Origin of the sequence: Kitasatospora sp. NPDC098663 (assembly GCF_044760075.1) — a bacterium.
GTDB lineage: Bacteria > Actinomycetota > Actinomycetes > Streptomycetales > Streptomycetaceae > Kitasatospora.
Window position 1 is genome coordinate 229,649 of sequence record NZ_JBIWAP010000002.1, and the last position, 21,160, is coordinate 250,808.

Annotated in this window: 18 protein-coding genes and 2 tRNA genes; 13 read left to right on the forward strand and 7 right to left on the reverse strand. The window is 71.0% G+C overall.

From position 1 onward, the window contains the following. Nucleotides 1-2 precede the first annotated feature (2 nt). The 7 genes from ACIQVZ_RS03095 to rpmH all read right to left on the reverse strand — a co-directional run bounded on the left by ACIQVZ_RS03095 (nt 3) and on the right by rpmH (nt 4,982). Complete coding sequence (locus tag ACIQVZ_RS03095) at nt 3-953, reverse strand: ParA family protein (RefSeq protein WP_350876943.1); 951 nt, start codon at nt 951-953, stop codon at nt 3-5. Nucleotides 954-1,236: 283 nt separating this feature from the next. Next, complete coding sequence (gene rsmG, locus ACIQVZ_RS03100; RefSeq protein WP_350876731.1) at nt 1,237-2,076, reverse strand: 16S rRNA (guanine(527)-N(7))-methyltransferase RsmG; 840 nt, start codon at nt 2,074-2,076, stop codon at nt 1,237-1,239. 178 nt (nt 2,077-2,254) lie between these two features. Further along, nucleotides 2,255-2,785: a R3H domain-containing nucleic acid-binding protein gene (locus ACIQVZ_RS03105; RefSeq protein ID WP_063348467.1), complete on the reverse strand. Its 531-nt coding sequence runs from the start codon at nt 2,783-2,785 to the stop codon at nt 2,255-2,257. Nucleotides 2,786-2,867: 82 nt separating this feature from the next. Further along, nucleotides 2,868-4,031, reverse strand: coding sequence for a membrane protein insertase YidC (gene yidC / locus ACIQVZ_RS03110; RefSeq protein ID WP_350876733.1), 1,164 nt, complete (start codon nt 4,029-4,031; stop codon nt 2,868-2,870). Next, entirely contained in the window at nt 4,028-4,399 is a 372-nt protein-coding gene (yidD, locus tag ACIQVZ_RS03115) for a membrane protein insertion efficiency factor YidD (RefSeq protein WP_063348465.1), read from the reverse strand. Before yidD ends, yidC begins: the two co-directional genes overlap by 4 nt. Next, the gene (rnpA, locus tag ACIQVZ_RS03120; protein WP_350876735.1) at nt 4,396-4,824 is read right to left on the reverse strand and encodes a ribonuclease P protein component; all 429 of its coding nucleotides are present in this window, start codon (nt 4,822-4,824) and stop codon (nt 4,396-4,398) included. The genes yidD and rnpA overlap by 4 nt, the downstream gene beginning before the upstream one ends. A 20-nt stretch (nt 4,825-4,844) precedes the next feature. After that, nucleotides 4,845-4,982 carry a 50S ribosomal protein L34 gene (gene rpmH / locus ACIQVZ_RS03125; protein WP_030392420.1) on the reverse strand — a complete coding sequence of 46 codons (138 nt, stop codon included), beginning with the start codon at nt 4,980-4,982 and terminating at the stop codon, nt 4,845-4,847. Nucleotides 4,983-5,452: 470 nt separating this feature from the next. Between rpmH and dnaA the strand changes: the two genes are divergently transcribed. The 13 genes from dnaA to ACIQVZ_RS03190 all read left to right on the forward strand — a co-directional run bounded on the left by dnaA (nt 5,453) and on the right by ACIQVZ_RS03190 (nt 21,072). Beyond that, nucleotides 5,453-7,366: a chromosomal replication initiator protein DnaA gene (dnaA, locus tag ACIQVZ_RS03130; protein ID WP_402446697.1), complete on the forward strand. Its 1,914-nt coding sequence runs from the start codon at nt 5,453-5,455 to the stop codon at nt 7,364-7,366. A 962-nt stretch (nt 7,367-8,328) separates the two neighbouring features. After that, nucleotides 8,329-9,459 (forward strand): DNA polymerase III subunit beta, encoded by a 1,131-nt coding sequence (dnaN, locus tag ACIQVZ_RS03135; RefSeq protein WP_350876739.1) that lies wholly within the window; start codon nt 8,329-8,331, stop codon nt 9,457-9,459. A 182-nt stretch (nt 9,460-9,641) separates the two neighbouring features. Further along, nucleotides 9,642-10,517, forward strand: coding sequence for a phosphogluconate dehydrogenase (NAD(+)-dependent, decarboxylating) (gnd, locus tag ACIQVZ_RS03140; protein ID WP_350876741.1), 876 nt, complete (start codon nt 9,642-9,644; stop codon nt 10,515-10,517). 37 nt (nt 10,518-10,554) lie between these two features. Then, nucleotides 10,555-11,688 (forward strand): DNA replication/repair protein RecF, encoded by a 1,134-nt coding sequence (gene recF, locus ACIQVZ_RS03145; protein ID WP_402446700.1) that lies wholly within the window; start codon nt 10,555-10,557, stop codon nt 11,686-11,688. 106 nt (nt 11,689-11,794) lie between these two features. Then, on the forward strand, nt 11,795-12,334 hold the full coding sequence (locus ACIQVZ_RS03150) for a DciA family protein (RefSeq protein ID WP_350876745.1): 540 nt from the start codon (nt 11,795-11,797) through the stop codon (nt 12,332-12,334). 268 nt (nt 12,335-12,602) lie between these two features. Further along, entirely contained in the window at nt 12,603-14,618 is a 2,016-nt protein-coding gene (gyrB, locus tag ACIQVZ_RS03155) for a DNA topoisomerase (ATP-hydrolyzing) subunit B (RefSeq protein ID WP_350876747.1), read from the forward strand. 58 nt (nt 14,619-14,676) lie between these two features. Then, a complete protein-coding gene (gene gyrA / locus ACIQVZ_RS03160) occupies nt 14,677-17,289 on the forward strand; it encodes a DNA gyrase subunit A (RefSeq protein WP_350876749.1) in 2,613 nt (870 codons plus the stop codon). Between the two features lie 150 nt (nt 17,290-17,439). Beyond that, the gene (locus tag ACIQVZ_RS03165) at nt 17,440-18,180 is read left to right on the forward strand and encodes a DUF3566 domain-containing protein (RefSeq protein ID WP_350876751.1); all 741 of its coding nucleotides are present in this window, start codon (nt 17,440-17,442) and stop codon (nt 18,178-18,180) included. A gap of 260 nt (nt 18,181-18,440) precedes the next feature. Beyond that, complete coding sequence (locus ACIQVZ_RS03170) at nt 18,441-19,835, forward strand: class I SAM-dependent methyltransferase (protein WP_402446705.1); 1,395 nt, start codon at nt 18,441-18,443, stop codon at nt 19,833-19,835. Between the two features lie 16 nt (nt 19,836-19,851). Beyond that, a tRNA-Ile gene (locus tag ACIQVZ_RS03175) sits at nt 19,852-19,928 on the forward strand. Nucleotides 19,929-20,048: 120 nt separating this feature from the next. After that, nucleotides 20,049-20,414, forward strand: coding sequence for a DUF6191 domain-containing protein (locus ACIQVZ_RS03180; RefSeq protein ID WP_350876754.1), 366 nt, complete (start codon nt 20,049-20,051; stop codon nt 20,412-20,414). A gap of 246 nt (nt 20,415-20,660) precedes the next feature. Further along, a complete protein-coding gene (locus ACIQVZ_RS03185) occupies nt 20,661-20,789 on the forward strand; it encodes a DLW-39 family protein (RefSeq protein WP_014137031.1) in 129 nt (42 codons plus the stop codon). A 210-nt stretch (nt 20,790-20,999) separates the two neighbouring features. Then, nucleotides 21,000-21,072 (forward strand) — tRNA-Ala (locus ACIQVZ_RS03190). Nucleotides 21,073-21,160: the final 88 nt, after the last annotated feature.

Genomic DNA, 21,160 nt, shown 5'->3' on the forward strand with positions numbered 1-21,160 from the left:
ACTCACCGATGACCCTCCGTCGTACCGTGCTGTGCCACCGGGGCTCCGTGCCCCGTACCGCTGCCGTGCCGCTGCTGCCCCAGGAGCGGGCCGCCGCCCGTCCCCGCCGCGCGCAGCCCGAGCTCGCGGGCGGCTTCCAGGTAGGAGAGCGCCCCGGTCGAGCCCGGGTCGTAGGTGAGGACCGTCTGACCGTAGCTGGGCGCCTCCGAGATGCGCACCGAGCGCGGGATCGCGGTGCTCAGCACCTCCTGCGGGAAGTGCGTCCGGACCTCCTCGGCGACCTGGGCGGCCAGCCTGGTCCGGGCGTCGTACATGGTGAGCAGGATGGTCGAGACGTGCAGCGCGGGGTTGAGGTGCGCGCGCACCAGCTCGACGTTGCGCAGCAGCTGGCCCAGGCCCTCCAGCGCGTAGTACTCGCACTGGATCGGGATCAGCACCTCCCGCCCGGCCACCAGGGCGTTGACCGTCAGCAGGCCCAGCGAGGGCGGACAGTCGATCAGGACGTAGTCCAGCGGCTGCTCGTAGGCGGCGATGGCGCGCTGGAGCCGGCTCTCCCGGGCCACCAGCGACACCAGTTCGATCTCGGCGCCGGCCAGGTCGATGGTCGCGGGGACGCAGAACAGCCCCTCGACGTCCACCACCGGCTGCACCACGTCGGCGAGCGGCTTGCCCTCGACCAGGACGTCGTAGACGGAGGGCACCTCGGCGTGGTGGTCGATGCCGAGGGCGGTGGAGGCGTTGCCCTGCGGGTCGAGGTCGACGACCAGGACGCGCAGTCCGTGCATGGCGAGCGAGGCGGCCAGGTTGACGGTGGTGGTGGTCTTGCCGACCCCGCCCTTCTGGTTGGCGACCACGATCACCCGGGTGGCGCCGGGGCGGGGCAGGCCCTCACCCGCTCGGCCGATCGCCTGAACCGCAGCCTGGGCAGCCCTCGCGATGGGCGTGTCATCGATCTGGTCGATGGTCTCCGAGTCCTGCATGGGGGTCAGTGTTTCACGTGAAACCGGAGCGGCAACAGTCGCCGCCCGGCTGCGGCCGAGGATTCCCGAGAGCAAGGAGCGACGTTTCACGTGAAACACCATGCCCGCTATGTCGGAAATCTGACGTTGCGACACTCCGGTGTCCTCCCGTCGACCGGCCGTCACCCCGACGGTCACCGGAACGCCGACGGGCGGGCGGCTCCCCCCTCAGGAGGAACCACCCGCCCGTCGTCGAGCGTGTCCGGCGTCACCCGCCTCAGCGGCTGCGGCGCCGCCCGCCCCGGCTGCGCTCGCCGGTCCGGACGCCGGCGTTGCGTCCGGCCCGGGCCGCCTTCGCCCGCCGGGTCGCGGCCTTCACCCCGCCGGGGCTCTCCCCCGCCTTGACCTGGACCACCCGGGTCGAGGTCTCCAGAGTGCCCTCGCCGACCGAGATCACGCTCCACTCGACCGCGCCCAGCTTGGTCAGCCCGGCCCGCGAGTCGGCCAGCTCCTGCTCGGCACTGTCGCCCTTGAGCGCCAGCATCTGCCCGTGCGGACGGAGCAGCGGCATCCCCCAGCCGGCCAGCCGGTCCAGCGGCGCCACCGCCCGGGCGGTCACCACGTCCACCGCGAGCTTGCCGACCATCTCCTCGGCGCGGCCGCGCAGCACCGTGACGTTCTCCAGCCCCAGCTCCCGGACGACCTCCTCCAGGAAGGTGGTCCGCCGCAGCAGCGGCTCCAGCAGCGTCACCGAGACGTCCGGACGGGCCAGCGCCACCGGGATGCCCGGCAGGCCGGCGCCGGAGCCGACGTCGCACAGGGTGGAGCCGGCCGGCAGCAGCTCCGCGAGCACCGCGCAGTTGAGGACGTGCCGGTCCCAGAGCCGGGGCACCTCACGCGGCCCGATCAGCCCGCGCCGCACGCCCGCGGTGGCCAGCAGCTCGGTGTAGCGGACCGCGGCGTCGAAACGATCACCGAAGACCTCCCGGGCGACGGCCGGGGCCTCGGCCAGCTCGGGCACCTCGGTCGCCTCGACCGCCTCGGCGGCCGGCCCCGCAGCGGCCGGATTCACGTCGTCCGCCCCCGGCCGGCCAGCGGCCGCGTTCTCCGTGTCCATCTCGACCTCTCCGATCCCCGGATCCACCGACCCGCTCTCCGCACAGTTTCACGTGAAACATCTCGCGCCGGGCCCACGCCCCGCGAAGGGACGACGACCCCGCCCGCACGAGGCGGACGGGGTCGCGTCCGGTGAAGCCCACCGGCCGCCGAGGCGGCCGGTCGTCGTACCGCCGGCCTCAGACCGGCAGCACGACCACGCACCGCTCGGGCTCCTCGCCCTCCGACTCGCTGCGCAGACCGGCGGCCGCGACCGCGTCGTGGACGACCTTGCGCTCGAAGGGCGTCATCGGCCGCAGCTTGACCTGCTCGCCGCTGCTCTTCGCCTGCTCGGCGGCCTCGGCACCGAGCGCGGCCAGCTCGGAGCGCTTGCGGGCCCGGAAGCCGGCAATGTCCAGCATGAGGCGGCTGCGCTCCCCGGTCTCCCGGTGGACAGCCAACCGGGTCAGCTCCTGCAGCGCCTCCAGCACCTCGCCGTCCTGGCCGACCAGGCGCTGCAGCGCGCGGTCGTTGCCCTCACCGACGATGGAGACCAGGGCGCGGTCGCCCTCGACGTCCATGTCGATGTCACCGTCGAGGTCGGCGATGTCGAGCAGACCCTCCAGGTAGTCCGCCGCGATGTCGCCCTCCTGCTCCAGTCGGGCGATGACGTTCTCGTCGGTGCTGGCGGCGGCCTCGGCCTCGACGGCGGAGGTGGTGCCTTCCGTCACTGATGGACTCCTTCGGAGATGGGCCCAGATTGGTGGGCCGGGAACGAAGCTCTGCGCGCTGTCACAACGGGTCCAGGGCCGGTCAGGACTTCTTCTTCGGCCGCTGGCCGCCACGCTTGGGCTGCTGCCGAGCGGTGCCCGGCTTGGCCGCGCCGGGCTTGGCCGGGCCCTGCTGGGCGGCCGCCGGCTTGGTACCTGAGTCGGCCGGGACGGTGTCGGCGGGCTCCTCGGCCGGGGCCTCGGTGTCCTTGGTCAGGTCGGCGGTGTGCTGACCGGCACCGCTCTGCTGGCGCTGCGCCTTGGTCTGCTTGCGGGGCTGCTGGCGGCGCGCCTGCGCCGACTCCTCGACCACGGCGGCCGCCGCCGAGGCGGCGTCGAGGGTCGACTTGGACGGGGGCAGCAGGCCCCAGAGCGCGCCCTTGATCTCCGAACCGTCCGGGTTCAGCCGGCCGGCCTTCTTCAGACGGACCTGCCGCTCGTCCCACGCCTTGCTGCCCGGGGTCGGGTTGTTGTGGATGACGATCAGCTGCTGGCCCATCGACCAGACGTTGGTGGTCAGCCAGTAGACCAGGACACCGACGGGGAAGTTGATGCCCATCACGGCGAACATCACCGGGAAGACGTACATCAGCATCTTCTGCTGCTGCATGAACGGCGTCTTGACCGTGAGGTCGACGTTCTTGGTCATCAGCTGGCGCTGGGTGATGAACTGCGACAGCGACATCATGATGATCATCACCGCGGTGACGATCTTGACGCTGGTCTCGTGGCTGCTGACGAAGGTCGCGGAGAGCGGGGCACCGAAGATGTGCGCCTTGCCGGCGCTCAGCAGCAGGTCGCCGTGGATGACGCCGATCGGCTCGCTCTTGGCGACCTTGGCGAGCACGCCGTAGAGGGCGGTGAAGAACGGCGCCTGCACGATGATGGGAAGGCAGCTGGAGAACGGGTTGGTACCCGCCTCCTTGTACAGCTTCATCATCTCTTCGGACTGGCGCTGCTTGTCGTTCTTGTAGCGCTCCTGGATGGCCTTCATCTTCGGCTGGATCGCCTGCATGGCCCGGGTCGCCTTGATCTGCTTCACGAAGAGCGGGATCAGGCAGATCCGGATGACGACCACCATCGAGGCGATGGCCAGACCCCAGGCCCAGCCACCGTCCGGGTCGAAGATGTTGCTGTACAGCGAGTGGAACTGGACGATGATCCAGGACACCGCTGTGTACAGGGGATTCAGGAAGGAGAAGGTCACCGGTCAGGCTCCTTGGACATGTGGATTGGCCCCTCGGGACCAATGGTCGCCGGGCCCTCGGGGTCCGGACCGGCGGGGGTCGTGGTCACCGGCTGTCCGGTGGCGGACCGGCTGCTCAGCCAGTCTCGCAGCCGCCGGTGCCACACCGGATGCTTACGCGGCGGAACGTGATCGACCCCGCCGGGCGTCCACGGATTGCAGCGCAGGATGCGCCACACGGTCAGTCCGCCGCCCTTGACCGCCCCGTGCACCTTCACGGCCTCGTAGCCGTAGTGCGAACAGGAGGGGTAGTAACGGCAGACCGGACCGAGCAGTGGGCTGATGGTCCACTGGTAGACCCTGATCAGACCCATCAGCAGGAACTTCATCGTCCTGCTCCCGTCGGCGCCGTCGTGGCGGACTCCACCTTCAGCAACCGTTTCAGCGCCGCGTCCAGGTCACGTTCGAGGTCCTGGTACGAGGCGGTCGCGGCCTGGGGCAGCGCACGCACCACTATCAGGCTACCGGCGGGCAGCCTGGACAGACGATCACGAACGAGGTGCCGCAACCGGCGCTTGACCAGGTTGCGGACGACCGCCGGGCCGACGGCCTTGCTCACGACGAAACCCGCACGCGCCGAAGGAGTCCCCTCGGCGACGTGCGGGCGGGAGTCGCTGGTCCGGTCGGTCTGCCCCTTGGGGTCGCCTTCTCTGCTGAGATGGACGACCAGAAGGGGTCGGCCGGCCCGGCGACCGCGTTTCACCGCGGTCGCGAAGTCCTGGCGCCGCCGCAGCCGATTCTCGGAGGGCAGCACAACAGACTCTCTGTCGTGGATCAGGCGGACAGGCTGGTGCGGCCCTTGCCACGGCGGGCAGCCAGGATGGCGCGGCCGGCGCGGGTACGCATACGCAGCCGGAAGCCGTGGGTCTTCGCGCGACGACGGTTGTTCGGCTGGAAGGTGCGCTTGCTCACTCGGGGGCTCCTGAGGTGAATCGTAGGATGACGGGGGATCGCTTGGCCGTCACCGTGCGTCCGCGTGATCTCCCCTGATTCGGAAATCCGACCCATCGCCCCAGTTCGGCTGGGGTTCAGGGCAATCCACGGCGCCCGTGCTGCGCGCCTTATGGAGCGGGTGGACCCGCGGACATGCGGCAGCGGCCATCGACAACTCGACCTGGTTACGGTACGCGGGACGGGGCACGAGGGTCAAACCAGCTTTTTCGAGCGGCCCCCCGAGGGCGTCCGGAGCCCGCTTCGCCCACAGCCTGTGGACAACGACTTGATCCGGCCCTGTTCGCTGACTACCGTTGCAGGACTTGTCTGGTTTGTTCTTCGTGTTCTTCCTCGTGGGGTCGGTCCGCCGGAGACGGACCCGCCGATCCACAGTCTCCTGATCCACCACCCCCTGCTGGAGCCGCGGGGAACCGAGAAAGCGTGCACCAGTGGCTGATGTCAACAGCGACCTCGTCCCGGTCTGGGCGAGAGTCGTCGAGCGGCTGGTCAGCGACCCGGACGTCGGGGAGATGGACAAGCAGTGGGTGCAGCGCACCCAGCCGATGTGGATGATGCACGACACCGCCCTGCTGGCGACCCCCAACGAGCGGGCCAAGCAGGTGCTGGAGGGCCGGCTGCTGCCGCAGCTCACCGAGGCCCTCAGCCGCGAGCTCAGCCGTCCGGTGCGGATCGCCGTGATGGTCGACGCCAACGCCGTCCCGACCACCCCCGCACCCGCCGCCCAGGCCCCGGCCGAGCCGTACCCCGGCCCGACCGGGGAGGATGCCGGCGGCTACGGCGGCCAGGACTACCAGCAGCCGTACGAGCAGGACTACGACCGGCCCCGCTACGACACCGGCGGCTACGAGCAGCGCCCCGCGCCGTACGGCGGCCCGGCGGCCGGACCGGCCTGGCCGGGCTACCCCGAGCAGGGCGGGTACCAGGAACAAAGTGGCTACCCGGAGCAGGGCGGCGGCTACCCCGACCAGAACGGGTACCAGGAGCAGGGCGGCTACCCCGAGCAGGGCGGCGGCTACCAGGAGCAGCCCCCCGGCTACCGCGAGGCCGACGAGCCCTCCCGGCCGGCGCCGCGCCCGATGCCCGGCCCGTCCGCGACCACCCAGGGCGACCTGTTCGGCGGCGCCTACGGCCCCGGCCCGAACGAGCAGCCCCGCGCCGGCGCCGGCCGCCGCGCCCCCGGCTCACGCCCGGCCGGCGGGCGTCCCGCGGACAAGAACGCGCCGGAACGCGCCACCGAACGCCCGGCCGTCCCCGGCGTGCCCGCCCCGCCCGGCGCCCCGCCGGCCGGCGGCTCCCGCAAGGACGAGCCGGCCGCCCGGCTGAACCCCAAGTACCTCTTCGACACCTTCGTCATCGGCGCCAGCAACCGCTTCGCGCACGCGGCGGCGGTGGCGGTCGCCGAGGCCCCGGCCAAGGCGTACAACCCGCTCTTCATCTACGGCGAGTCCGGGCTGGGCAAGACCCACCTGCTGCACGCCATCGGGCACTACTCGCGCAGTCTCTTCCCGGGCACCCGGGTGCGCTACGTGTCCTCGGAGGAGTTCACCAACGAGTTCATCAACTCGATCCGGGACGGCAAGGCGGACACCTTCCGCCGGCGCTACCGGGACATGGACATCCTGCTCGTGGACGACATCCAGTTCCTCGCGAGCAAGGAGTCCACGCAGGAGGAGTTCTTCCACACCTTCAACACCCTGCACAACGCGAACAAGCAGATCGTCCTCTCCTCGGACCGGCCGCCCAAGCTGCTGACCACGCTGGAGGACCGGCTGCGCAACCGCTTCGAGTGGGGCCTGATCACCGACGTCACCCCGCCGGAGCTGGAGACCCGGATCGCGATCCTGCGCAAGAAGGCGATCCAGGAGCAACTCAACGCCCCGGCCGACGTGTTGGAGTTCATCGCGTCCCGGATCACCCGCAACATCCGGGAGTTGGAGGGCGCCCTGATCCGGGTCACCGCCTTCGCCAACCTCAACCGGGCGCCGGTGGACCTGGAGTTGGCCGGGATCGTCCTCAAGGACCTGATCCCGGGCGGGGACGAGGACGCCGGGCCGGAGATCACCGCGCAGGTCATCATGCAGCAGACCGCCGCGTACTTCGGGCTGGGCGTGGACGACCTCTGCGGATCCTCGCGCAGCCGCGTCCTGGTGACGGCCCGTCAGATCGCCATGTACCTCTGCCGGGAGCTGACCGACCTCTCACTGCCGAAGATCGGCGCGCAGTTCGGCGGCCGCGACCACACCACGGTGATGCACGCGGACCGCAAGATCCGCTCGCTGATGGCCGAGCGCCGGTCGATCTACAACCAGGTCACCGAGCTGACCAACCGCATCAAGAGCTAGCCGCAGGGCCGGAGTCGGGCCGGCGTCGGGGCCGGGGCCCGAGATGGCCGGAAGGGCGTCAGGAGCGATCCTGACGCCCTTTTCTCATGTCCGCAGGTGTGCCCCGGGCGCCGGCTGGGCAGAGATGCCGTCGACGGACGTCGCGCCAGTCCACAGCCCGCGCCGAACATCTGACCGGTGATTCGAAAACCGGGGCCGCGCAGGGCAGTTGTCCACAGGACGGGCACCCTCCCCGTAGTCCACAGGCCGGGGCGTCCGAAGTTATCCAGAATTCGTCCACAGGCGTGTCGCCGCTACGCTCTTCCGCGCAGGTCAGGTGCCTGTGGACTTGTGCACAACCGTTATCCACAGGGTGTGGACAATTGACGGGCCGCCAATGGGCCGTCCGGGTTGTCCACCGGTTGTCCCCAGGGGAGGGGCGGTTATCCCCAGGTTGTCCACAGCATGATCCACAGTTCGACAAGCGTGGGGCGGCGTTCATGCCCTGGTGTGAAAGGCGTCACGTAAAGTTGACCGGCGCCCGTGGATAACCGGGCCCGGATCTGGGGACAGCCCTGGGGATAACCTGTGGATACCCAGCGTGCCCTGTGGGTAACGCTCCGCTGTCCACAGCACCGCGTGTTCGTCCACAGCCGCCGTCCACACCCGCTGTGGACAAAAAAGTGGGCCTGACCTGCGGAAACGAGGTTATCCACGGTTTCCACAGGCCCTACTACTACCACTACACATTTAGACCCATCGACTCGCTTGAAAGTGGGTGGGCCCCGAATCTGTGGACAACCGCGCCCCGACATCTGTTCGGCTTGCTTCCGCCCGTCTGCCCCGTCTGTCGGCGGAGTACGTCAGACTGTCCTCGGCGACCGGAAGCGGAGTGGCACAGCTCGGTGGACAGTCCGACCGACGATCAAGATCAGACGAACCAGAGTGCGAGCGGGAGCGCTCGATCCAGGAGGCGGTTACCGGTGAAGTTCCGGGTGGAGCGTGACGTCCTCGCGGAGGCGGTGGCCTGGGCTGCCCGCAGCCTCCCGGCACGGCCGCCGGTGCCGGTGCTGGCCGGCCTGCTGCTGACGGCACAGGACGGCAGCCTGGCGCTGTCCGGCTTCGACTACGAGGTCTCGGCCCGGGTCGAGCTGGAAGCCGACATCGAGGAGGCCGGCACCGTCCTGGTCTCCGGTCGGCTGCTGAACGACATCTCGCGCAACCTGCCGAACCGGCCGGTGGAGATCTCCACCGACGGCCAGCGGGTCAGCGTGGTCTGCGGCAGTTCCCGCTTCACCCTCCCCACCCTCCCGGTGGACGAGTACCCGGCGCTGCCCCAGATGCCGACCGCCACGGGCACCGTCTCGGGCGACGTGTTCGCCTCCGCGGTCAGCCAGGCCGCGGTGGCCGCCGGCCGCGACGACACCCTCCCGGTGCTCACCGGTGTCCGGGTCGAGATCGAGGGCGACCGGATCACCCTGGCCGCCACCGACCGCTACCGCTTCGCGGTCCGCGACCTGCTGTGGAAGCCCGAGCAGTCGGACATCTCGGCCGTCGCCCTGGTGCCCGCCAAGACGCTGCAGGACATCGCCAAGTCCCTGGGCAGCGGCGACAACGTCTCGATCGCGCTCTCCTCGGGCGGCGCGGGCGAGGGCCTGATCGGCTTCGAGGGCGCCGGCCGCCGGACGACCACGCGGCTGCTGGAGGGCGAGTTCCCCAAGTTCCGCAGCCTGTTCCCGACGGAGTTCAGCGCCGTCGCCGCGATCCAGACCCAGCCCTTCCTGGAGGCGCTCAAGCGCGTCTCGCTGGTCGCCGAGCGCAACACCCCGGTCCGGCTCAGCTTCGAGCAGGGCGTGCTGACCCTGGAGGCGGGCTCGGGCGACGACGCCCAGGCCACCGAGCGGGTCGACGCCGACCTGGAGGGCGACGACATCTCGATCGCCTTCAACCCGGGCTACCTGGAGGAGGGCCTCAAGGCCATCGACTCCGCCTACGCCCAGCTGAGCTTCACCACGCCGACCAAGCCCGCGCTGCTCAGCGGCAAGGCCTCGGTGGACGCCGAGGAGGACAAGGCGTACCAGTACCTGATCATGCCGGTCCGCCTCTCCGGCTGACCTCGCGGCCGCTGCCCGCAGGCCGTCACCCACAGGCTGTGCACAGCAGATGTGCACAGCCTGTGGGCGTCCTCCCCCGGTCGGCCCGACCACAGGGAGCCGCCACCGCCGCAGCGCGTAGGCTCGGGGCGTGCGGCAACGGCGCCGCCGGCAGGCACGTCACCACAGGTAAGGACTTGGTCATGGAGCTCGGCCTCATCGGTCTCGGCAAGATGGGCGGCAACATGCGCGAGCGGATCCGCCGCGCCGGCCACACCGTCATCGGCTACGACCGCAACCCGGACATCTCCGACGTCGAGAGCCTCCAGGAGCTCGTCTCCAAGCTGCAGGGCCCCCGGGTGATCTGGGTGATGGTCCCGGCCGGCGCCGCCACCCAGGCGACCGTCGACGAGCTCGCCGAGCTGCTCTCCCCCGGCGACGTGGTGGTCGACGGCGGCAACTCGCGCTGGACCGACGACATCAAGCACGCCGAGGCGCTGGCCACCAAGGGCATCGGCTTCGTCGACTGCGGCGTCTCCGGTGGCGTCTGGGGCCTGGAGAACGGCTACGCCCTGATGTACGGCGGCGACGCCGAGCACGTGGCCCGCGTCCAGCCGGTGTTCGACTCGCTCAAGCCCGAGGGCGACTTCGGCTCGGTGCACGCGGGTGCCGTGGGCGCCGGCCACTTCGCCAAGATGGTCCACAACGGCATCGAGTACGCGATGATGCAGGCCTTCGCCGAGGGCTGGGAGCTGCTGGAGGCCGCCCCCGAGGTCACCGACGTGCGCGAGGTCTTCCGCAGCTGGCAGGAGGGCACCGTCATCCGCTCCTGGCTGCTGGACCTGGCCGTCCGCGCGCTGGACGACGACGAGCACCTGGCGAAGCTGCGCGGCTGGGCCGCCGACTCCGGTGAGGGCCGCTGGACCGTCGAGGCCGCGATCGACCACGCGGTGCCGCTGCCGGCGATCACGGCCTCGCTGTTCGCCCGCTTCGCCTCCCGCCAGGACGACTCGCCGCAGATGAAGATGATCGCCGCGCTGCGCAACCAGTTCGGCGGCCACGCGGTCGAGTCCAAGTAACCCGCACCTCCCCAGAAGGCGAGCGCAGTCCACAGCCATGCACGTCGCGCATCTGTCGCTCGCCGACTTCCGGTCGTACGCCCGGGTCGAGGTTCCCCTCGACCCGGGCGTGACGGCCTTCGTCGGGCCCAACGGCCAGGGCAAGACCAACCTGGTCGAGGCGATCGGCTACGTCGCCACGCTGGGCAGCCACCGGGTCGCCACCGACGCCCCGCTGATCCGGCTGGGCGCCGAGCGGGCGGTGGTGCGCACCTCGGTGGTGGACCGCGGCCGCACCACCCTGGTCGAGCTGGAGCTGACCCCGGGCAAGGCCAACCGGGCCCGGATCAACCGCTCCGACAACGTCCGCCCGCGCGACGTGCTGGGCCTGCTGCGGACCGTCCTGTTCGCCCCCGAGGACCTCAGCCTGGTCAAGGGCGACCCGGGTGAGCGCCGCCGTTTCCTGGACGAGCTGCTGACCGCCCGGGCCCCCCGGCTGGCCGGGGTCCGGCAGGACTACGAGCGGGTCCTCAAGCAGCGCAACGCCCTGCTGAAGACCGCCGCGATGGCCCGCCGGGCCGGTGGCGGCAAGGGCGCCGACCTCTCCACCCTGGAGGTCTGGGACGGCCATCTGGCCCGGGCCGGAGCCGAGTTGACGGCCTTCCGGATCCAGCTGGTGGCTTCCCTCCAGCCGCTGGTGGCGGCCGCGTACGGGCAGCTGGCCCCGGGCGGCGGCGACACCGTCCTGGAGTACCGCAGCTCCTTCGAGGGCGAGCTGCCGACCAGCCGCGAGCAGGCCGAGGAGCAGCTGCTGAACGCGCTGCAGGCGGTCCGCAAGCAGGAGGTGGACCGCGGCATCACCCTGGTCGGCCCGCACCGCGACGAGCTGGTGCTCGGCCTCGGCCCGCTGCCCGCCAAGGGCTACGCGAGCCACGGCGAGTCCTGGTCGTTCGCGCTGGCGCTGCGGCTGGCCTCGTACGAGCTGCTGCGCGCCGACGGCGGCGAGCCGGTGCTGATCCTGGACGACGTGTTCGCCGAGCTGGACGCGGCCCGCCGGGACCGGTTGGCCGAACTGGTGGCCGACGGCGAGCAGGTGCTGGTCACCGCGGCGGTCGCCGAGGACGTGCCGAAGGCGCTGGCCGGCGCCCGGTTCGCGGTCGCCGACGGCGCCGTCCGCCGGATCGACGCCTGACTCCCCCCGCACCTGCGCAATCACCGTCCGGGCACTCCCGTAGGCTGGACGGCTCACCGGCGCGCGTCCGCGACCGTTGTCCACAGCCCGGGGAAAGGAGATCGCCGTGAGCGAGCCGGCGGAGAACTCCCCCCAGCCGGGCGACGCGACGCCGACCGGCGCCGACCTCGCCCGCTCCGCGCTGCGGGCGGCCCGGGCCCAGGCGCGGCAGCGCGGCGAGCAGGTCCGGGAGAAGCGCGAGGCGAAGCGGCACGGCCTGCGCAGCGGAGCCCGGTCGGACGGCCGTGACCCGGTCCCGCTGGGGGCGGCGCTGAACCGGCTGCTGACCGAACGGGGCTGGGAGTCCTCGGCCGCGGTCGGCGGGGTGATGGGCCGTTGGCCGCAGATCGTCGGCCCGGACATCGCCGCGCACTGCCACCCCTCCTCCTACGACGACGCCGCGGCAGTGCTCACCGTGCAGTGCGACTCCACCGCATGGGCCACCCAACTGCGATGGCTGGCAAGGCAGTTGGTGGCCCGTCTGAACCACGAACTGGGCCACGGAACGGTCCGCACCATCAAGGTGCTGGGCCCGGCGGCGCCCGCCCGCGGCTACGGCCGGCTGCGCGCTCCGGGGAGCAAGGGGCCGGGCGACACCTGGGGCTGACCGGGTTGCCGGCCCGCCGCCGAGGGCGTGGAGCGGACCACGATCTTCCGGAACCCCTGACAGCCCTTCCAGGCGCTCTGGGCCCCCCGGGCGAGTATCGGGACATGTCCAGAGGGGATTCAGGGCGGCATATCTGCCTTCAAGGGCTGCCAAACGCCCATCTCTGTCAGTCGTACCGGTAGACTGAGAGCCAAACACTGTTGCTAGTGGCAACCGAGTCTAAACGCCGTGGTCGCACGCCCGCCCACACGGGGCGGGAATGCGGCCCGTGCTGTGCCAGAGAGGGCGCTTCGTGGCCGATTCCGGCAACCCCAGCCAGACCCCAGACCAGACCGACCAGGCTTCCTACACCGGTAGCAACATCCAGGTGCTGGAAGGCCTCGACGCCGTCCGCAAGCGCCCCGGCATGTACATCGGCTCCACCGGGGAGCGCGGCCTGCACCACCTGGTGCAGGAAGTGGTGGACAACTCCGTCGACGAGGCGATGGCCGGGTACGCCGACACCATCGACGTCACGCTCCTCGCCGACGGCGGGGTCCGGGTGGTGGACAACGGCCGTGGCATCCCGGTCGACATCGTCCCCGGCCAGGAGAAGCCGGCCGTCGAGGTCGTGCTCACCGTCCTGCACGCCGGCGGCAAGTTCGGCGGCGGCGGCTACGCCGTCTCCGGCGGTCTGCACGGTGTCGGCGTCTCGGTCGTGAACGCGCTGTCCACCCGCCTGTCGGTGGAGATCCACCGCGACGGCTCGCGCTTCACCCAGGACTACAAGGCCGGTGCGCCGACCGCTCCGCTGGCCACGCACGAGGGCTCCGAGCAGACCGGCACGACCGTCACCTTCTGGGCCGACCCGGAGATCTTCGAGACCACGGTCTACTCCTTCGAGACGCTGTCCCGGCGCTTCCAGGAGATGGCCTTCCTCAACAAGGGCCTCTCCATCTCGCTCACCGACGAGCGCCCCGAGCACGTCGACGAGGAGGGCAAGCCGCTCACCGTCACGTACAAGTACGACGGCGGCATCGCCGACTTCGTCGCCCACCTCAACTCCCGCAAGGGCGAGGTGATCCACCCCTCGGTGATCGACTTCGAGGCGGAGGACAAGGACCGGGCGATCTCGGTGGAGATCGCGATGCAGTGGAACTCCTCCTACACCGAGGGGGTCTACAGCTTCGCCAACACCATCCACACGCACGGCGGCGGTACCCACGAGGAGGGCTTCCGCGCGGCGCTGACCGGCCTGGTCAACCGCTACGCGCGGGACAAGAAGCTGCTCCGGGAGAAGGACGACAACCTCTCCGGCGAGGACATCCGCGAGGGCCTGACCGCGATCATCTCGGTCAAGCTCGGCGAGCCGCAGTTCGAGGGCCAGACCAAGGACAAGCTCGGCAACACCGAGGCGAAGACCTTCGTCCAGAAGGTCGTCCACGAGCACCTCAACGACTGGTTGGACCGCAACCCCAACGAGGCCTCGGACATCATCCGCAAGTCCATCCAGGCCGCCACCGCGCGCGTCGCCGCCCGCAAGGCCCGTGACCTCACCCGCCGCAAGGGCCTGCTGGAGTCCGCCTCGCTGCCGGGCAAGCTCTCCGACTGCCAGTCCAAGGACCCGGCCGAGTGCGAGATCTTCATCGTCGAGGGTGACTCCGCCGGCGGCTCGGCCAAGCAGGGCCGCGACCCGCGCACCCAGGCCATCCTGCCGATCCGCGGCAAGATCCTGAACGTCGAGAAGGCCCGGATCGACAAGGTGCTGCAGAACACCGAGGTCCAGGCGCTGATCTCGGCCTTCGGCTGCGGCATCCAGGAGGACTACGACGACTCCAAGCTCCGCTATCACAAGATCGTCCTGATGGCGGACGCCGACGTCGACGGTCAGCACATCCGCACCCTGCTGCTCACCCTGCTGTTCCGCTTCATGCGGCCGCTGGTCGAGTCCGGGTACGTCTACCTCGCCATGCCTCCGCTGTACAAGATCAAGTGGGGCAAGGACGACTTCGAGTACGCCTACTCGGACCGCGAGCGCGACGCGCTCATCGCGGCCGGGGTCGAGGCCGGGCGCCGGCTCCCCAAGGACGACGCGATCCAGCGCTTCAAGGGTCTCGGCGAGATGAACGCCGAGGAGCTCCGGGTCACCACCATGGACGCCGAGCACCGGCTGCTGCTCCAGGTCACCCTGGAGGACGCCGCCCGCGCCGACGAGCTGTTCTCCGTGCTGATGGGCGAGGACGTCGAGGCACGCCGCTCCTTCATCCAGCGCAACGCCAAGGACGTCCGCTTCCTGGACGTGTGACGCCGCCCGACCGGCAGCGAAGCACGTACCAGTCCGCGTGAAAGGAAACTGACCACCAGTGGTCGACGACAACCGTCCCGAAGGCGAACAGCCCGAGACCCCCACAGCCGCCGAGGCCACCGCCCAGGTGACCATGCGGATCGAGCCGGTCGAGCTCGAGACCGAGATGCAGCGCTCGTACCTCGACTACGCGATGAGCGTGATCGTCAGCCGGGCGCTCCCCGAGGTCCGCGACGGCCTCAAGCCGGTGCACCGGCGCGTGCTCTACGCGATGTACGACGGCGGGTACCGCCCCGAGAAGGGCTACTACAAGTGCGCCCGCGTCGTCGGCGACGTCATGGGCAACTACCACCCGCACGGTGACACCTCCATCTACGACACCGTCGTCCGCCTGGCCCAGCCGTGGTCCCTGCGGATGCCGCTGGTGGACGGCAACGGCAACTTCGGCTCCCCGGGCAACGACCCGGCCGCGGCCATGCGCTACACCGAGTGCAAGATGATGCCGCTCGCCATGGAGATGATGCGCGACATCGACGAGGGCACCGTCGACTTCGCGTCCAACTACGACGGCCGCTCGCAGGAGCCGACCGTCCTGCCGGCGCGCATCCCCAACCTGCTGGTCAACGGTGCCACCGGCATCGCGGTCGGCATGGCCACCAACATCCCGCCGCACAACCTGCGCGAGGTCGCCTCCGGCGCGCTCTGGGCGCTGGAGCACCCGGACGCCTCCAACGAGGAACTGCTCGAAGCCCTGATCGAGCGGATCAAGGGCCCGGACTTCCCCACCGGCGCGCTGATCGTCGGCCACCGCGGCATCGACGACGCCTACCGCACCGGCCGCGGCTCGATCACCATGCGCGCCGTGGTCGAGGTCGAGGAGATCCAGGGCCGCCAGTGCCTGGTGATCACCGAGCTGCCGTACCAGGTCAACCCGGACAACCTCGCGCTGAAGATCGCCGACCTGGTCAAGGACGGCAGGGTCGCCGGCATCGCCGACGTCCGCGACGAGTCCTCGTCCCGCACCGGCACCCGCCTGGTGGTCGTGCTCAAGCGCGACGCCGTCGCCAAGGTCGTGCTGAACAACCTCTACAAGCACACCGAGCTGCAGACCAACTTCGGCGCCAACATGCTGGCCCTGGTCGACGGCGTGCCGCGCACGCTGTCGCTGGACGCCTTCATCCGGCACTGGGTCAACCACCAGGTCGAGGTCATCGTCCGGCGCACCACCTTCCGGCTGCGCAAGGCCGAGGAGCGCGCCCACATCCTGCGCGCCCTGCTGCGCGCCCTGGACGTGATCGACGAGGTCATCGCGCTGATCCGGGCCTCGGCGAGCGCCGACGCGGCCCGCACCGGCCTGATGGGGCTGCTCTCCATCGACGAGCTCCAGGCCAACGCCATCCTGGAGATGCAGCTGCGCCGCCTGGCCGCCCTGGAGCGCCAGCGGATCATGGACGAGCACGACGAGCTGCAGCGCAAGATCGACGAGTACAACGCGATCCTGGCCTCGCCGGCCCGCCAGCGGGAGATCATCTCCGAGGAGCTCACCGCGATCGTCGAGAAGTACGGCGACGAGCGGCGCTCCACCCTCATCCCGTCCGACGGCGACCTCTCGATCGAGGACCTCATCGCCGAGGAGGACATCGTCGTCACGATCACCCGTGGCGGCTACGTCAAGCGGACCCGCTCCGACCTCTACCGCTCGCAGAAGCGCGGCGGCAAGGGCGTGCGCGGAGCGCAGCTCAAGCAGGACGACATCGTCGACCACTTCTTCGTGACGACGACGCACAACTGGATCCTGTTCTTCACCAACAAGGGCCGGGTCTACCGCGCCAAGGGATACGAGCTCCCGGACGCCGGGCGCGACGCCCGCGGCCAGCACGTGGCCAACCTGCTGGCCTTCCAGCCGGAGGAGCACATCGCCCAGGTGATGGCCGTGCGCACCTACGAGGACAAGCCCTACCTGGTCCTCGCCACCCGGGCCGGCCTGGTGAAGAAGTCCGCGCTGAAGGACTACGACTCCCCGCGCTCCGGCGGCCTGATCGCGATCAACCTGCGCCAGGACGAGGAGGGCCAGGACGACGAGCTGATCGGCGCCGAGCTGGTCTCCGCCGAGGACGACCTGCTGCTGGTCTCCAAGAAGGCCCAGTCGATCCGCTTCACCGCGACCGACGACGCGCTGCGGCCCACCGGCCGCGCCACCTCCGGCGTCAAGGGCATGGCCTTCCGCGAGGACGACGAAATGCTCTCGATGAACGTCGTCCGCCCGGGAACGTACGTGTTCACCGCCACCGACGGCGGGTACGCCAAGCGCACGGCCGTGGACGAGTACCGTGTCCAGGGGCGTGGCGGCTACGGCACCAAGGCGGCGAAGATCGTCGAGGGCCGGGGCTCTCTGGTCGGCGCGCTCGTGGTCGACGACACCGACGAGATCATGGCGATCACCCTGTCGGGTGGGGTGATCCGCACAAGGGTTTCCGAAGTTCGTGAAACCGGACGTGACACCATGGGCGTCCAACTGATCAACCTCGGTAAGCGCGACGCGGTCGTGGGCATGGCCCGCAACGCGGAAGCCGAGGACGAGGAGACGGTGGAGGACGAGGTCGCGGACACCGCTTCCACCGAAACGGCTGAGGGTGCGGAGACGGCGGCCGGCGGCGACGCCGAGGTCTGAACCGAACCACGGGCCGGTGCCGTCGCGTTCTCATGGAGGGCGTGGCGGCACCGGCCGCCCACCAGTTCCGGGCAATCCCGCCGGGCGCTGGATGACGAGTGACGAAGCAGGACGGTGCCGCCGTCCTGGTGGGAAGTGCGGGAGGACCAGGTGAGTGGAGCCACGGGTGCTGCGGGAGGACCCTCCGGCGGCCGTCCGGGCGCGCAGGGCGGGGGTGGGTACGGCGGGCCGCAGCCGCCGGCCGAGCACTCGGCCGCGTCCACCTCGCTGATGCCACCGGTCGGCGGAGCGGGACAGGGCGGCGCGACCTACGGCGGACAGACGCCCCCGCCGCCGGGGGCCCCGGCGCCGGGCGCGAGCGGATTCTCGCAGCCGACCACCTATGCCAAGGGGCAGCCGACCCCGGCCCGGGGGACCCGGACCAGCGGCAACACGCCGCCCGGCGGCACGCCCGTCCCGGGCGCGGCGCGCCGGCCGGCCCCGGCCGCCCCCGCGGCGGCCGCCGGTGTCGGCCTCGGCCGGACCCGCAAGGCCCGGCTGCGGGTGACCAAGGTCGACCCGTGGTCGGTGATGAAGGTCAGCTTCCTGCTGTCGCTGGCCGTCGGGATCATCATCATCGTGGCCGCGGCGGTGCTGTGGATGACGCTGGACTCGCTCGGCGTCTTCGACTCGCTGACCAAGACCCTCAAGGACGTCACCGGCTCGGACAGCGCCGGCGGCCTCAACCTGATGGACTACGTGGGCTTCGGCAAGGTGATGACCTTCACCTCGCTGATCGCCGTGGTCGACGTCGTCCTGCTGACGGCGCTGTCCACGCTCTCGGCGTTCATCTACAACGCGGCGGCCGGCTTCACCGGCGGCGTCGAGCTGACCCTGGCCGAGGAGGACTGACCCCGGTCGGATCCTGACCCCAGGTCAGTTCGCCGTCCACGGACGGAATGGACGGGCCCCGCAGGTTGTTGCAGCCTGCGGGGCCCGTCGGCATTTCGGGTGACAGCCGGCCGCCCGCGGCGTGCCGCCCGGGAGCGGGCCGGCTGCGGTGGGATTAGCTGGGTGGCGCCCGGTCCACGCCTGGGAGTGCCGCAGGCCGCCCCCGGTCCGCCCGACCGGGTCAGGAGACGTTCCGCAGGACGGCTGGACGGAGGCGCGCGGTGGCGAAGCTCGCAGGTCAACTGGTCGAGGCCCTGGACGGGCTGTTGGGGGTTCCGGTACCGCTGCGGGTCCAGGCCTGGGACGGCAGCGTCGCCGGGCCGCCGGGAGCCCCCACGGTCGTCCTGCGCAACCGCCGGGCGCTACGCCGGCTGCTCTGGCAGCCGGGCGAACTGGGCCTGGCCCGGGCGTACGTCGCGGGGGACCTGGAGATCGCCCCCGGCACCGACCTCTACGAGGTGCTCTCGGCCGTCGCCCGGTTCGTCGAGCGGCCGGAGATCCGCCGTCTCGACCTCGGCCCGCGGGACGTGCTCGGCGCCAACGGGCGTCGCGTCCTCGCGGCCGCGCTGCGGGCCGGGGCGCTCGGCCCCGAGCCCACGCCGCCCCGGGAGGAGGTCCGCAAGGCCCGCGGGCGGCTGCACAGCCGCAGCCGGGACCGCGCGGCCATCAGCTACCACTACGACGTCGGAAACGACTTCTACGGGCTCGTCCTGGGCTCCTCCATGGTCTACTCGTGCGCCTACTGGACCCCGGAGGCCAAGAGCCTGGAGGCCGCCCAGGAGGCCAAGCTCGACCTGATCTGCCGCAAGCTCGGCCTCCGGCCCGGGATGCGCCTGCTGGACGTCGGCTGCGGCTGGGGCTCGCTGCTGCTGCACGCGGCCGAGCACTACGGCGTCACCGCGGTCGGCGTCTCCATCTCGCGGGAGCAGGTCGCGCTGGCCCGCCGGCGGGTCGAGGAGGCCGGCCTGGCCGGGCGGGTGGAGGTCCGGCTCCAGGACTACCGGGAGACCGCCGACGGCCCGTTCGACGCGATCTCCAGCGTCGGGATGGCCGAGCACGTCGGCTCCGAGCAGTACCGGGTCTACGCCGAGGGCCTGCACCGGCTGCTGGTGCCCGGCGGCCGGCTGCTCAACCACCAGATCGCCCGCCGCCCCGACCGCCCCGGTGAGCCGCACCGCACCAGCCCCTTCATCGACCGCTACGTCTTCCCCGACGGCGAGCTCTCCCCCGTCGGTTCCACCGTGGCCCGGCTGGAGGAGGCCGGCTTCGAGGTCCGGGACGTCGAGTCGCTGCGCGAGCACTACGGGCTGACCCTGCGCGAATGGGTGGCCAACCTGGAGGCGCACTGGAGCGAGGCGGTCCGGCTGGTCGGCCGCGGCCGGGCCCGGGTCTGGCGGCTGTACATGGCCGCCAGCGCGCTCGCCTTCGAGGAGAACCGGATCGGGATCAACCAGATCCTCGCCGTCCGCAGCACCGAGGAGGGCGCGGCCGGCCTCCCGGCGACCCGCGAGGAATGGCTGCTGCGCCCGGCCGCCGGAGCGCCGCCGCTGGTCGGCGGGGTGCCCGCCGGGAACCCCTCCGGCCCGGATTTGGGAGATCGGCCATCGGTCCGCTAATCTTTCAGTGCGGCAAGGGCCTATAGCTCAGACGGTTAGAGCGCTTCCCTGATAAGGAAGAGGCCACAGGTTCAAGTCCTGTTAGGCCCACCACCGCGAAGGGCCCGGAGTGATCCACTCCGGGCCCTTCGGCGTTTCCCCCGCCGTTGCGGGAACCGCGCGCCCCGCCGGGCTGTTCTCCGGGGAGGGAACGTGTGGAGGGATGGTGACGACATGGCGGTCTTCTGGGCGATGAGTATCCCCGGACTGATCTGCGCCCTGGTGGTGCTCGCGGCGGTCGACCAGCTCGCGCTGCGGGCGCGCCGCTCACGCTGGGTGCCGTGGCGGGGGACCGGCCGGGAGGGGCAGATCTCGGCCACCGGCTTCGAGCAGCTGCACGCGCAGTTCGCCGCAGGCAAGCAGCACGAGCTGGACGAACGCGGCACGACCCTGATGCTGCGCGACGAGGAGGGCGAGGGGGCGCCGCCCCGGACCAGGGTCGACCTGGCGGGCGGGAAGGCCGTGGTGGTGACGCCGTCGAACCGGCGGCCCGACCGCCCGTCGGACCATCCGTCCAGCGCCCCGCCGGGCACGCCGTAGGGCCCGGGCGGGGAGGGTCGGCCGTGCGGCAGGAGGTGCGGCGTCAATCCTCCGCCCGGACCGCCGGGTTGGCCGCAGCGGTGGCTGGTCACGATTGGGACACCGGTGTGTATCATCGGCCGCAAGGGCAGTCTGGCACCCGGCAGCCCGTTCGCGATCGAAACACATCTGGACTCGTCGGCCCGGTCAGTCCGGCCGGAGCACCGGCTCTTGAGTCCGCCAACGCAAGAAGGACGAGGTCCCGCGGTGAAGAAGCTTCTCCTGGTCGCCCTGGTCGCCCTCGGCGGCTTCTTTGTCTACCGTCAGGTCCAGGCGGACCGCGCCGAGCAGGACCTGTGGACCGAGGCCACCGACCCGGTTCCGGCCGGTCGCTGAGCCCGGACGATCCGACGATCAACGATCTTCGGAGGCGCTTCACCGCGCCTCCAGGGCCGGCCGGCCCGGTCACCCGACCGGATCGGCCGGATCCCAGGCACCGCCCGGACGCCGCCTCGGCGGCAGGTCCGGTCGGCCCGGGGGTAGGGCGCCGGGAACGGCGCCGGAACCCGGTACGCTAGTGCCCGTCGGCACCTGCGGTGCCGTCGAGGGGCATTAGCTCAGTTGGTAGAGCGCTGCCTTTGCAAGGCAGATGTCAGGAGTTCGAGTCTCCTATGCTCCACAGCACATCGCAGTCGTGACGCCGATCGGCCGCTGACCTGAACCCAGGTCAGCGGCCGATCGGCGTTTGCGCGTCCTCAGGGCGTGAC